At 73.4% G+C, this 12,606-nt stretch carries 11 protein-coding genes; 2 read left to right on the top strand and 9 right to left on the bottom strand.

What is annotated here, in order from left to right; translation table 11 throughout:
- Nucleotides 1-934 precede the first annotated feature (934 nt).
- The 3 genes from WA762_RS20075 to WA762_RS20065 all read right to left on the bottom strand — a co-directional run bounded on the left by WA762_RS20075 (nt 935) and on the right by WA762_RS20065 (nt 3,351).
- On the bottom strand, nt 935-1,672 hold the full coding sequence (locus WA762_RS20075; protein ID WP_335937286.1) for an SDR family oxidoreductase: 738 nt from the start codon (nt 1,670-1,672) through the stop codon (nt 935-937).
- 156 nt (nt 1,673-1,828) lie between these two features.
- Nucleotides 1,829-2,536 carry an SDR family oxidoreductase gene (locus tag WA762_RS20070; RefSeq protein WP_335937370.1) on the bottom strand — a complete coding sequence of 236 codons (708 nt, stop codon included), beginning with the start codon at nt 2,534-2,536 and terminating at the stop codon, nt 1,829-1,831.
- A gap of 149 nt (nt 2,537-2,685) precedes the next feature.
- Entirely contained in the window at nt 2,686-3,351 is a 666-nt protein-coding gene (locus WA762_RS20065; RefSeq protein WP_335937284.1) for a TetR/AcrR family transcriptional regulator, read from the bottom strand.
- A gap of 136 nt (nt 3,352-3,487) precedes the next feature.
- On the opposite strand from WA762_RS20065, the gene WA762_RS20060 reads away from it, so the two are divergent.
- Nucleotides 3,488-5,008 carry a DHA2 family efflux MFS transporter permease subunit gene (locus tag WA762_RS20060; RefSeq protein WP_335937282.1) on the top strand — a complete coding sequence of 507 codons (1,521 nt, stop codon included), beginning with the start codon at nt 3,488-3,490 and terminating at the stop codon, nt 5,006-5,008.
- A 640-nt stretch (nt 5,009-5,648) separates the two neighbouring features.
- Nucleotides 5,649-6,326: a response regulator transcription factor gene (locus WA762_RS20055; RefSeq protein WP_335937280.1), complete on the top strand. Its 678-nt coding sequence runs from the start codon at nt 5,649-5,651 to the stop codon at nt 6,324-6,326.
- A 96-nt stretch (nt 6,327-6,422) separates the two neighbouring features.
- Here WA762_RS20055 and WA762_RS20050 read toward each other — a convergent pair whose 3' ends face one another.
- The 6 genes from WA762_RS20050 to WA762_RS20025 all read right to left on the bottom strand — a co-directional run bounded on the left by WA762_RS20050 (nt 6,423) and on the right by WA762_RS20025 (nt 12,571).
- Nucleotides 6,423-7,334, bottom strand: coding sequence for an alpha/beta hydrolase (locus WA762_RS20050; protein WP_335937279.1), 912 nt, complete (start codon nt 7,332-7,334; stop codon nt 6,423-6,425).
- Between the two features lie 113 nt (nt 7,335-7,447).
- Nucleotides 7,448-8,272 (bottom strand): SDR family NAD(P)-dependent oxidoreductase, encoded by an 825-nt coding sequence (locus tag WA762_RS20045; RefSeq protein ID WP_335937277.1) that lies wholly within the window; start codon nt 8,270-8,272, stop codon nt 7,448-7,450.
- Nucleotides 8,273-8,420: 148 nt separating this feature from the next.
- On the bottom strand, nt 8,421-10,316 hold the full coding sequence (locus WA762_RS20040) for an AfsR/SARP family transcriptional regulator (protein WP_335937275.1): 1,896 nt from the start codon (nt 10,314-10,316) through the stop codon (nt 8,421-8,423).
- A gap of 11 nt (nt 10,317-10,327) precedes the next feature.
- Nucleotides 10,328-11,005, bottom strand: coding sequence for a hypothetical protein (locus tag WA762_RS20035; RefSeq protein WP_335937274.1), 678 nt, complete (start codon nt 11,003-11,005; stop codon nt 10,328-10,330).
- A gap of 187 nt (nt 11,006-11,192) precedes the next feature.
- Nucleotides 11,193-11,876, bottom strand: a complete 684-nt coding sequence (locus tag WA762_RS20030; protein ID WP_335937272.1) for a putative quinol monooxygenase — start codon at nt 11,874-11,876, stop codon at nt 11,193-11,195.
- A gap of 101 nt (nt 11,877-11,977) precedes the next feature.
- A complete protein-coding gene (locus tag WA762_RS20025) occupies nt 11,978-12,571 on the bottom strand; it encodes an NADPH-dependent FMN reductase (RefSeq protein ID WP_335937271.1) in 594 nt (197 codons plus the stop codon).
- Between the last annotated feature and the right edge of the window lie 35 nt (nt 12,572-12,606).

Here is a 12,606-nt window from a genome sequence, read left to right as displayed (position 1 = left end):
GCACAGCAATTGGTGATCGCCGGCGGCCCGGCCGACGACGGATATATCGGGCTGAAGATGGAAGCACATGGTAATGGCATCGCCCAGTAACGCGGAATCACTGGCGACCAGAACGGTCAGACGGGGCATCATAACCTCCAGATGACCAGGACATAGCGCGGTGGTGGCGTGCCGTTCACCCACCCGGCACCCGTGTGCGCGTCGAATCCGGACAGATGAACCATGACATTCCCCATCTGCACCTCCAGGGCATTTTCCTTGTGGAAGGGGCGTTTCTTGACGGTATTCGAACCGCGTCGGCCGCCTAGGTCGGCGTCGAACGGGAGCCCGCCCGGGCGCGCCCGGCGGGCCGGGGCCGGCAGACGCTCCCGCGCCCCGCGGCGGCGTCGCGCGAAGCGATCCGGGCAGCGTTCCGCCGGGCGTTCCCGGGGCGGGAACGCAGAGACCCGCTCCCGCGGGCAGCCGGACGGGACACGGAGAAGACGGAGCGCAGAGGTCCGGCTCGCTCGGTCCGTTCACTCCAGGATTCGCATCGGATCCGGAGTCCGAATACAGCGGACGGGCGAAGAGAGAAGGTGAGCGGCTCGGGTCGGGCGGGCCGCGCGACATCGCCCTCGCGGGCGGCCGAACGGAGTGGCGCTACAGACTGAACCGCGGTCCAAGGCAGCTTCCTTCGTCACCGACGGCAGGGCCCCTCGCCTCATGCGAGGCGGGGCGCCCTGCTCGACATGAGCCCAAGTCAATTCAGGCGCAAACACTCAATATCTTGGCACCCGTCGACGGATGCTGGCAAGCGTTTCCGGATATCGCTCCAGGAACGACCGCAGAAGGGCAGTGATTTCAGCCAGAAGAGCGCGAACACCGGTGAATACGGCGGCGCATACGCGAAGTCGTCGGCCGATTCCCCGAGTTGCTCAGACAGAATTTCCCACGCTCATCCGAGCAGTGTGCCCCCGGTCGCGTCGATGAACGATCCGGTGATCCAGCGGGATGCGTCGGAGGCGACGAACGCCACGATGTCGGCGATGTCGGCGACCTCGCCGACGCGGCGGAACACCGACAGCCCGGACATCTCCCTGACGGATTCCGGGTCGTCGAACACGGGGTCGCCGTTGTTCGTCACCCCGGGCGCGACGGTGTTGATCGTGATGCCCTTCTCCGCGGCGACCGGAGCCAGGTGCAGGGTGATCTGCTCCAGGGCCCCTTTGCTCATCGCGTAGGCGATCTGCGGAGGGACGGCCGCGCGCGTCATGCCCGAGGAGATGTTGATGACGCGCCCGCCCGGCGGCATCGTCTCCAGGGCCTTCCGGGTGAGGAGGAAGGGCGCCTTCGCGTTGACCGCGAAGTAGGTGTCGAGCATCTCCTCGGTCACCTCGTCGGGCATGGCGCCGCGGAATCCCGCGTGGGCCGCGTTGTTCACGAGGATGTGCAGGGCTCCGTCGGGGGTGCGCGCGTCGAGCTCCCCGGTCAGGGACGCGAACAGCTCGTCCGCGGCGCCGGGAGCCCCGAGCCGCGCCCCCAGGGCGAAGGCGCGCCCTCCCTCCTGCTCGATGAGCGTGACGGTCTCCCGCGCCGCCGACGCGTTGGTCGCGTAGTGCACGGCGACGAGCGCGCCGTCGCGCGCCAGACGCAGGGCGATCCCGCGCCCGATCCCCCGGCTGGCCCCAGTCACCAGAGCCGTCCTGCCGCTCAATCCGCCCATGTGTCAACCCCCTTGGTCCGGTCTTCTCCTACCCCTGTGCAGAGCGGGCGCCCTCCCCGCCCGGCGGCGGCCGCCGAATCCCCTCCCGCGGAGACCGGCTGTCGCGGCGGCCGGGGGACGCGCCGTCTACCAGGGAACGACGCCCTTGTTGCCGAGGAATCGCCCGGTCGGGGCGTCCCCGCCCGCGAGCGCGGTGCGCACGATGACCTCCGCACCCTCCTCGACGGTCTGGATCCCCGTGTGGCCGTTCAGATCGGTGGCGGTCCAGCCGGGATCCACGGCGTTGAACGCGATGCCGGGAAACGCCTTCGCGTACTGCGCGGTCAGCATGTTGAGGGCCGCCTTGGACGAGTTGTAACCGAGGTCGGCGTAGTACACGGGCAGCTGGGAGGTGTGCTTCCCGGGGTCGGCGGCGATGGCCAGGGAGCCCAGCCCGCTGCTCACGTTCACCACCGCCGGGCTGCCGCTTCTTCGGAGGAGCGGCAGGAACGCCTGGGTGACGCGGACGACCCCAAAGAGATTGGTCGCGTAGACCGCCTCGATGTCCTCCGCCGTGACCTCCTCGGACTCCTTGCGGGACCCGGCCACGCCCGCGTTGTTCACCAGGACGTCCAGACGGCCCGCCTGTTCCCGCACGGCCTCCGCCGCCGCCCGCACGGACGCGTCGCTGGTGACGTCGAGCACGAGCGGTCGCGCGCCCGCCTTCTCCGCAGCCGCGCGGCCGGCCTCGGCATCGCGCGCCCCCAGATAGACGGTGTGCCCCGCCTCGGCCAGCCGGCGGGCGGTCTCCAGCCCCAGCCCCCGGTTCGCACCGGTGATCAGTGTCGTGGTCACGGTCTCCAGCCTCTTCTCGGACATGGGCGCATGAGCGGGCCACCGGAACCGCACCGCGCCGTACGGCGTACGGGTCCGGCGCGGCGGGCGCGGGAAACGGCGCGCGCCCCCGCCCGCCGCGTTTTCGGGGACCGCGCTCGGACGACGCCTCAGCCGACCGCTTCGCGCGGGCCGTAGGCGCACAGGAAGGTGTCGGTCGCGGCGCGGGCCACGGAGCGCAGCTCGGCGTCGGGCACCCGGCGGCTGCCCAGCTGGGAGCGCAGCTCCAGGGGGCCGGTCAGCAGAGCCAGGAACTGCTCGCTCGCCACCTCCGGCGCGCTCACACTGAGCCGGCCGGAGAGCGCGAGGCGCGCCAGCCGGTCGGCGAGGGCGTCATGGACGCGCTGGACCCCCTCCTGCCGCACGACCTTCAACAGCTCGGGGAATCGCGCGCCTTCGGCGGACAGCAGTCCGCGCAGCGCCCGGGACTCCTCACCGCAATGGCTGCGCAGCAGATGGTGGCCGGCTTCTTCGAGCATGGCGCGCACCTCGCCGTCGGTCCCGCGCAAGCGGTCGAACGCGGCCAGCTCCTGACCGACCGTGCGGGAGAGGACCGCCTGCACCGACTCGTGGAACAGCGTCTCCTTGTCGTGCAGATGGTTGTAGATGGTGGGCTTGGCCACGTTGGCCTCGGCCGCGATCACCCGCACGCACGCCTGTCCGTACCCCTCGCGGGCGAACACCCGGAACGCCGCCTCAAGAATCGCCTGGCGCTTGTCGATGCGCCCGCGCACACCCCCGCGCCCGCTCTCCGTCGCCCTCTTCGCTCCGCTCACCCGGTCATCATACCGCCCCGGCCCTCGAAGTGAACCGTGCGGTTCAACAGGACGTCCCGGTTGGTTGTGACGCCCGGGGGCGGACGCTACATTGAACCAACTGGTTCAAGTATCTTTACAGCCTGGAGTTGAACACATGTCTCAAACCAGCGACGACCGGCTGGACACCGGGCTCTTACGGCTGGTCGGCGTCACCCTGCTGGGCGGGATCATGGGCATCCTCGACAGCACCATGGTCACCGTCGCCGCCGACACGCTCGCCGACGAGTTCGACAGCTCGCTGAGCGCGATCAGTTGGGCCTCGACGGGTTATCTGCTGGCGCTCACGGTCACCATCCCCGTCACCAGCTGGGCCATCGGCCGGTTCGGCGTGAAGAGGCTCTGGCTGTTCGGCCTGTGCCTGTTCCTGGTGGGCTCGCTCGCCTCCGCGCTCGCCTGGAACGTGGGAAGCCTGATCGCCTTCCGGATCGTCCAGGGCGTCGGCGCCGGTGTGGTCGATCCGCTGGTCCTGGTCATCCTGGCCCGTGCCGCCGGTCCCAGCCGGGCCGGGCGCGTCATGGGCATGATGGGTGTCGTGCTGTCCCTGGGGCCGGTGCTGGGGCCGGTGCTGGGAGGCGTCGTCCTCGAGTCCCTGGGCTGGCGCTCGATGTTCTACATCAACCTGCCCATCGGCATCGTCGCCCTGCTGCTCGCGCTGCGGGTGGTCCCGGCCGACGGGTCCGGGGCGCGGTCCTCCGGCAGCCGCCTCGATCTCGTCGGCGCCCTGCTCATGGCACCCGGCTTCGCGGCGGTGGTGCTCGCGCTCACGCAGGCGGGCGAACGTGCCGGCTTCGGCTCGCCGTTCGTGCTCGTTCCCCTGGTCGTCGGCGTCGCGCTGCTGGCCGGGTACGTCGTCCACGCGCTGCGGATCCGGGGCGCCGAACCGCTGATCGACATCCGGCTCTTCACCAGCCGCAGCTTCGCCGCGAGCGTCACCGTGCAGGGGCTGGTGGGCCTGGCCACCTATGCGGGCCTGTTCGCGCTGCCGCTCTTCTACCAGGTGGTGCACGGACACGGGGCCCGCGCGGCGGGGCTGCTGGTGGCGCCGCTGGGTCTGGGCTCGGCCCTCGCCATGCCCCTGGCCGGGCGGCTCAGCGACCGGCTGGGCGCCCGCAGCCTGGTGCGCGTGGGTGCGGTGCTGGCGGCCTGCGGGGCGATCGTGCTCGCGCGGCTCGGCGCGGACGACGGCGAGGCGTGGTCGGCGGCGGCCGCGTTCGCCATCGGTCTGGGGCTCGGCGCCGTCGGCGCGCCGACCATGGGGTCGCTGTACCGCACGCTGCCGCCCGAGAAGGTGCCGCAGGGCAGCTCCATCCTCTACAACCTCAACCAGCTGGGCGGCGCCCTGGGCGTGGCCTGCGTGGCGCTGATTCTCGCGACCGTCGGCTCCGACGGGTCCTCCGGCGGGAAGATCGAGGGGTTCCAGGACGCCTACTGGTTCGTGCTCGCGGTCTCCGTGGTCATTCTGCTCGCCGGCACCCTCCTGCCCGGCCGCCCCGAACCCGCGGCGGCGGCACCGGCCGACACGCCCGACGGGGGCGGCTCCGCGGACCGGCCGGCCGAGGCGTCGCGGCGGGAGCGGGACGTTCTGGCGAAGGGCGGAGGTCCCTCCGGCGGATGAGGCGCGGCCGCCGCACCGGCGGCTCGCGCCAAGGGGCCGGACACGCGTCGGGGACGCGTGTCCGGCCCCTCCCTGTGTCCACCCGCCGCGTGTCCACCCGCCCCGGGTCCACCCTCCGTGTGTCCGGCGCCTCCGCGGGCACGGCACTCCGCGTGTCCGCCCTGCGCGGGCACGGCCGTTCGCGCGTACGGCCCGGGGTGAGCGGCCGGGCACGTTCCGCCCGCCCCGCGCCGGTCGGCCGGGAACGGCGGGCGGCGCACCCCGGCGCACGCCCCCGTCGCGCCCTGACGTGGCACTGCGTGCCGTTCCGTGGCGCCTCCGCCGTGCCGGGGGCGCGCTCACCGGCGGACCGGCGAGGTCAACCTTGGTGCTATCGACGTCGACCATCCGGGCTGCGCATGCCACGCTTCCAACGGCAGCCCCCATGGGGATCAGACGGAGCGACTCGCGCGCTCCATCGCGTGTCCGCGCGTCAAGGATGCCGTGGCGACCGCAGTTCACCGCCCGACTGCCCGTGATCACACACCCGGCCGCAGGAGAGCAAGTGCAGGTGCCCAAACTGGTTCCGTTACCTTCCCATACGCCGATACCGCCCCGACAGGACGACCCCGCGCCCGGCAGACCCTGGCGCATCCTCGTGGTGGACAGCGACGAGTCCGCGGCGCGCGACATGGCCCGGCGTCTTCGGCGCCATCGGCACGAGGCCCGCGCCGTCACCACCGGAGCGGCGGCTCTGCGCGCCCACGGCGACGCCGATGTCGTGCTCCTCGACGTCGACCTCCCCGACGTCGACGGGCTGGAGATCTGCCGGTCCATCGCCATGGCATGCGGCACGCCCACCCTGGCCATCACCTCCCACGGCAGCGAACTGGACTGTGTGCTGGCACTCCAGGCCGGCGCCGACGACTACCTGGTCGAGCCGTACGGGTTCCGGGAGCTGCTGGCCCGCGTGGACGCCGTGATGCGGCGCGCCCGCCCCGCGCGCGCGGCCGGGCCCGGAACGCGTCTGGGCCCGCTCGTCATCGAGCAGGCCATGCGCACGGTGCGGCTGCACGGCAGCCCTCTACCGCTCACCCGCAAGGAGTTCGACCTCCTCCAGCTGCTCGCGTCGCCGCCCGGGGAGGTCGTCACCCGGCGGCACATCCTCCAACAGGTCTGGCAGGACACCGACATCAGCCGGAGCCGGACCATCGACACCCACGTCAACAGTCTGCGCCGCAAGCTGGGTTCACCGGAGTGGATCATCGCCGTCCGCGGGGTCGGGTTCCGTCTCGTGCAGGCGTCGGCCTCTCCCTCGCAGCCCCTGGCACGCTCGTGACCCGCGTGGAGCCGGGGCCGTTCCCGCGCCCCGGCTCCCGCCCCGCCTCCGTACCGCCGGCCCGGACGGGGCCGGGGCGCCTCGCGGGCCGTCCCGTCAGGGATCGCCGGCGCCTCCCCGTTCCCGTCGTAGCAGGCACTCCTCCAGGAAGGCGAGGACCCGCAGGTGGTAGCCGCGGGCGGCCAGGCCGAGGCTGATGTTGTGACCCGCGCCCTCCTGGCGTTCCGTGCGCACCAGCGGCGAGGCCAGCCGGGCGGTCATCGCCTCCACCGTCCGCGCGTCACAACGCCACCAGCGCTCGTGCTCGGCGAACGTGAAGCGCACCGGGACCCGCACCGAGCGGGCCAGCTCCCGGTATCTGGCCGGCCAGCCGGGGGCCTCCGCCGCCTCCCGCGCCGGAAGGGGCGCGACCAGGTGCTCGGCGAGCTGGAAGGTCCGGGGCGGGTAGAGGGAGAGCGGGCCCCAGTGCAGCCGGCGTGTGCGGAGCCCGTCGGCCCCGACGAGGGCCCGGGGATCGACCGCCCAGCGGTCGCTGATGCCCGAGACCTCCACCCCGAGGAGGCCGTCGCCGCTCCAGTCCGCGGCCACGGCGAGCGCGACCTTGCCGCCGAGCGAGTGCCCGACCAGGAAGAATCCGGCCCCCGTGGGATGCCCGCGCGCGTGCGCGGCCAGCGCCTCCCGCACCCTGCGCGCCTGGGCGTCGAGGCCCACTCCCTCGGGGTGGGCGGACGTCGAGCTTCCGTACCCCGGGCGGTCCAGCGCCAACGCCGTGTATCCGCAGGACGCGGCGAGGGTCAGCAGGGAGGTCGAGGGATCGGCCCGGCCGTCGAAGTAGCCCGCGCGCATGCCGCCTCCGTGCAACGCCACGACCACCGCCCGGGGCGGCGACTCCCCGGGCAGGGCCAGGAGTCCGGAGAGGGGCAGACCGTCCGCGTCCAGGACGACCTCCCGGACGCGGGGTCCGGCGTCGGCCCCGGGCAGGGGTGCGGATCGCGCAGGGTGGGCCACGGAAAGCTCCAAGTCCGCTGGTTCCGGTGTGATTCCGGCTCCGGGCGCGGGCTCCCCGGCCAGGTCGCCGGGGAGCCGGCCGGTCCCGCGGGGCGGCCGGCCGCCGCGCGCCGTCACCGGGAGAGCATCTCCCTGGTCCGCTCGTCGAGCCTGCGCGCGTCGCGCACGTCGAAGGACGGGCCGTCCAGACCCATCGGCAGCCCTTCCACGAACGCGCTCAGCGGGGCGGCGGGCGGGGCGTACAGCGTGTCGACGATCGGCGCGATACCGACCTCCACGGGCTTGCCGGTCCGCTTCATCGACTCGACGTGCCGCCGGGTCTGCGCGTCGTAGTCGCCGGAGAAGCTGGTGGCCACGCTGCCCGGGTTGAACAGGACGTACCGCGTGCGGTCGGAACCGTAGGCGTCCGCGAAGGCCACGCCCAGCAGGTCGTTGGCCTTGCCGCCCTGCATCTGGGCCGCCAGGCCGTGGTATCCGCGGGTGAACTCCAGGTCCTCCCAGTTGATCTCGCCCATCGGCGAGCCCGGTCCGGCCACGTTGACGATCACCGGCCGCTCCGCCTTCTCCAGCAGGTCGCGCAGGCCGTGGCCGAGGAGGTAGCGGCTCAGGTAGAAGAGCGCGAAGGTGGCCTCGTACCCCTCCGCGGTCTCCGTGCGCCGCCACAGGTAGTGCCGGGCGCACAGCACCAGGGCGTCCACCGCGGGGAAGCGGTCCGCGACCTCCCGGATGACGCGCTCGTTCTCGCTGATCAGGCTCAGGTCCGCCGGGATGAAGGCGGCCCGGTCCCCCGCGCCGATTCCGTCGGCGGCGGCGCGGAAGGACTCCCCCTTCCGCCGGTCCCGTCCCACGATGACGACGGCGTCCCCCCGTTCGAGGCAGCGGAGCGCGAGGGCCCTGCCCATCCCGTCGGTTCCCCCCTGCACCACGATGTTCTTCACCGGACGGTCTCCTCACTCTCGTCGTCCGGCGCGGCGGCACCTCCGCTGGTGCGCCGGCCGGGAGGGCCGGCGGCCCGCACCCGACCAACCTATCCAATCGGCTGAACCGGGCGGTTCATTCTGAGCCCGATTCGGCCAATCGGACCGTCTACTCGACACAGGTCAGCACTCCCGCAGGCACGCCCGCCGCGGGGCCTCCGGCCGCCTCCCCTCCGGACGGGGCCGGCGGCGGAGGGGTCCGGGGCGGCCGGGCGTGCCCGCCGAGCGCGAGCCGGGACAGATCGGGCACGGTGACGGTCAGATCGCCGCCGCTGCGGTGCAGTTCCACGAAGTTGGCCGCGACCAGGGACTCGATGAGACGGCCGAACTCCCCGGTGGGCCGGCCGGAACGGCCCATGGCCCGCAGCAGCTCCGGCTCGCGCACCGGGCGGGGCAACCGGCACAGCAGCGCCAGCAGTTCGCGCTCGGCGACCGGCAGCCGGAGGTGTGCCCGCCCCAGCCGCGCCAGCGCGTCACCGCGCGGGCCCTGGAGGGCGGTCAGGCGTTCCGCGTCCCGCCGTGCCCGCCGGAGCAGGTCGCCCACGGACAGGTCGGCACGCCCCCAGAGCCGCTCCCCCAGCGCCCGCACGGCCAGCGGCAGCCCGTCGTACAGCCGCACCAGTTCCTCGGCCGCCGGCCGCTCCCGTGCGACGCGTTCCGCCCCCGCGACACCGGCGAGCAGTTCCACCCCCTCGCGGGTGCTCATTCCCCGCAGCGGTACGCGTGTGACGGCCCCGGGCAGGCCCTCCAGGCGCCAGCGGGAGGTGATGAGCACCGCGCAGTCCGGGCTGCTGGGCAGCAGCGGCCGCACCTGCTCCGGGGAGTGGGCGTCGTCGAGCACCACCAGCATCCGGCGTTCCGCGGTCCAGCTGCGGAAGAGCCGGGCGAGGTCCTCCGTCCCCTCCGGCAGCCGGTCGCCGGAATGCCCCGACGCCAGCAGCAGGGAGGTCAGCGCGGAGCGGGCGGCCACCGGTGTGCCGTCGGGGTGGTGCAGCGTCGCGAAGAGCTGGCCGCCGGGGTAGCGGGGGCGCAGCCGGTGCGCGGCCTCGACCGCCGTCACCGTCTTCCCGGCGCCGACGGCGCCGGTCACCACGACGACGCGCACCGCGGAGGCGCCGCCCGCGTCCGCGCCGGCCGCCGCGGCCATCCGCTCCAGCTGCTCCCGCCGCCCGGTGAAGTCGGCGATCCCGGGCGGCAGTTCGGCTGGAACGGTGAGGTGGACGGGCTCGTCGGCGGGGGGCTCCGGCCGGCGCTCCGGCAGCAGGCCGTCCGCCAGGACGCTCTGTTGCAGATCGCTGGTCTCCGCCGACGGCTCCAGGCCGAGCTGGTCGACCATCGCGGCGCGCAGCCGCCGGTAGGCGTCGAGGGCCTCCTGCCGGTGCCCCGAGCGCGCCGCGGCGCGCATGAGCTGGCCGACGATCACCTCGTTCAACGGGTGGTTGACGGCGAGTCCCTTGAGTTCGCTGAGCAGTTCGCGGTGCCGGCCCAGGCGCATGTCGGCCTCGACGCGCTGCTCCAGGGCGCCCATTCTGAGGTCTTCGAGTCGGACCCGCTGGGCCGAGAGCAGCGCGCCCGTCGCGGCTCCCGAGAACGCGGGGCCCCGCCACAGGGCGAGTGCCTCGCGGTAGGCGTCGGCCGCCGCCCCGGGGCGTCCGGCGTCCAGCGCGGCCCGGCCCGCGGCGCACAGCTCCTCGAAGCGCCACAGGTCCAACTGCCCGGTGTCGACCCGGATGCGGTATCCGCGCGGCTCCGTCTCCACCCGCTCGACGCCTCCGGCGCCGTCGCGCAGCGCCCTCCGTACGTGGTAGATGTGCGTCTGCACGGTCTTGCGGGCGCATTTCGGGGGGCTGCCGTCCCAGAGTTCCTCCACCAGGCTCTCCATCGGGACCACCTGGTTCGCGTGCACCAGCAGCAGGGCCAGCGCCTGACGGCTCATGGGGAACGCCGGCTCGCACGGCCCCCGGTCGCCGCGTGCTTCCACCGGGCCGAGAACGGAGAAGTACATGGACTGCCGCCTCAGGAGGCCGTGAGCGTGAGGCAGTGGGTGTACCGGGCGCCCGCGTCGCCGCCGCCCGCCGCCTCCAGCAACGGCTCGATCACCTCGTCGATGTGGTCGGCGGCCTCCTTCTCCGAGGCCCACTCCGACAGGACCAGGACGCTGCCGCCGTCCACGCCGACGTGGAAGTTCGCGGCGATCGCCCCGGGGTAGGCGCGCTCCGCGCCCTCCGCCTCCTCCTCGGCGGCCAGCAGCCCGTCGATCCACCGGCGGGCGGCTTCCCCGCCGGCCATCGGGAACGTCGCCGCCGGGAAGCACTGGGGCACGGGGGCCGGTTCGGTGATCGCGCCGCCGCGGACCACGCGGTAGAGCTGGAACGGCACGGGTCCTCGGGACCGGGCGCCCGCGACTCCCCAGCCGGGCTCCGGGCGGGGCGCGGCCCCCTCCGGTCCCTGGAAGTCCTCCAGCGCCGTGCGCGACGACCACTGCGCATAGGTCAGCACCGACGTTCCGTCGGTGCTGCGGTAACAGCTGACCGACTCCAGCTCCTTCGGCCAGTCGGCGGCACTCCAGTACGCGACGACGGCGTCGACGACGGCCTGCTGCCGCTGGGGGCCGTCGACGCCGATCATCTCGACGAGAGCGACTTCGATGTCCGGGCGGTCGATGACCGGAAGGTCAGTGGAACTCTGCGGCATTCTCGACTCCTGTCGGCAAGTCGGCGGAAGCGCCGGCGGATTCCATCCTTCAGGGGTCCCCAGGGCATTTCCAACGGCCGCCGGTGCAAGCTCCGGACGGAAGGACAGGTTCCGCGGAAGCGGGGCCGGAGATTGTCAGATCGGGGTCAGGAGATCCACACCGGAACTGCAGAGGCCGTCGGGCGGCTCAGCGAGTCATGCCGCGGTGGAGGTGGTACCGCTGGAAACCGATGGGCCGTACCCCCGGGATGCCGCCGCTGGCGCGCATCGTGGCGTCCCTGGCGGTGCTGTCGAGAAACGCGAGGTGGGCCTCGTCCGAGGTCCACTCCGCGTAGTTGAGCACGCGTGTGGCGTCGACGCTGGCGTGGAAGTTGGCGGAGAGCATGCCGGGCGGCCGCCCGGCCGGGTGCGCCCGGAGCGCGTCGACCAGCGAGCCGATGACCGCGTCCTGCCTCCCGGCGTCGTCGACGTCGAACGTGGCGATGACCATGCACGCCGGTGCGCCGGAGGCGCCCTCCGGCACCACGCTGGCCCGCAGCCGGTACTCGACGGCTCCGGCGCGGGGCCAGGTCCGCACGCCGTCGTCCGCCGCGCGCCGCCCGGCCGGGCCGTCGGGCGCGTCCGGGAACGCCCCGCGGGCGTACGCGTCGGAGCACTGCGCGTAGGTGAGCACGGTGTCCTCCTCCGTGCTCAGATAGCAGCTGAACGAGAGGACCCCGGCCGGCCAGGGGTGCTCGCTCCAGCCGGCGACCGTCCGTTCCAGAACGGCCCGTGCCCGGGCGCGGTCCGGCACATGGCGACGGCCCACGAACACGGACGCCACACCGGCGCGCCGGACGTCCGGCATGCCCTCTCCGGCGACACGGCTCATACGCTCTCCTCCTTCTTCTCCCACTCCTGCTCCTGCTCCTCGTTTCTGTTTCTGCTCCCGCTCCCGCTGTCCGCGCCTGTCGGGTGCGCCGTCCGCCGCGCTCAGCGCCGGTAGGGGGACGCGCTGCGCGCCGTCCGGAGCGCGCGCGCCCACCACACCAGCTGATCCAGCATGGCCTTCGCGGCGGCCTCGCTCTCGGCCGGGGCGGAGAGCCGGCCGTCGCCGCCGACCAGCTCCCACGGATGGTGGAAACTGACGCCGTTGCGAACGGTGACGGCGTGCAGCTCCGCGAAGACCTGGCGCAGATGCTCCACCGCGCGCAGTCCGCCGCCCAGGCCCCCGTAGGACACGAACCCGGCCGGCTTGGCCGCCCACTCGTCGAGGTACCAGTCGAGGACGTTCTTCAGCGCCGCCGGGTACGAGTGGTTGTACTCGGGTGTCACCACGACGAACGCGTCGGCGGCGGCGAGCCGGGCGGCCAGCTCGCGGTGCCGCCGCCCGGCGTCCCCGGACGGCGTCTCGACACAGGCCGCCCTCGTCAGGGGCAGCGGGTGGTCCGCGAGGTCGATCACATCGACGTCGAGGTCGGCGCGCGTCCGCGTCCGGCCGGTGAACCAGTCGACGACGACGGGGGCGAGGCGTCCCTCGCGGACGCTGCCGACGAGGACCGCGAGGCGGATCGGGGTGGCGGTCATGAAGGGCCTTTCGATGGACGGTGGTGGGGAGCGCG

Source organism: Streptomyces tyrfis, assembly GCF_037034285.1.
Taxonomy (GTDB): Bacteria; Actinomycetota; Actinomycetes; order Streptomycetales; family Streptomycetaceae; genus Streptomyces.
This window is presented reverse-complemented; position numbering and strand designations above follow the sequence as displayed.

Excerpts from the sequence above, each read along its gene's own strand:
- WA762_RS20030 (WP_335937272.1), bottom strand. The coding sequence starts at position 11,876 with ATGAGCCGTGTCGCCGGAGAGGGCATGCCGGACGTCCGGCGCGCCGGT.
- WA762_RS20060 (WP_335937282.1), top strand. The coding sequence starts at position 3,488 with ATGTCTCAAACCAGCGACGACCGGCTGGACACCGGGCTCTTACGGCTG.
- WA762_RS20040 (WP_335937275.1), bottom strand. The coding sequence starts at position 10,316 with ATGTACTTCTCCGTTCTCGGCCCGGTGGAAGCACGCGGCGACCGGGGG.
- WA762_RS20035 (WP_335937274.1), bottom strand. The coding sequence starts at position 11,005 with ATGCCGCAGAGTTCCACTGACCTTCCGGTCATCGACCGCCCGGACATC.
- WA762_RS20025 (WP_335937271.1), bottom strand. The coding sequence starts at position 12,571 with ATGACCGCCACCCCGATCCGCCTCGCGGTCCTCGTCGGCAGCGTCCGC.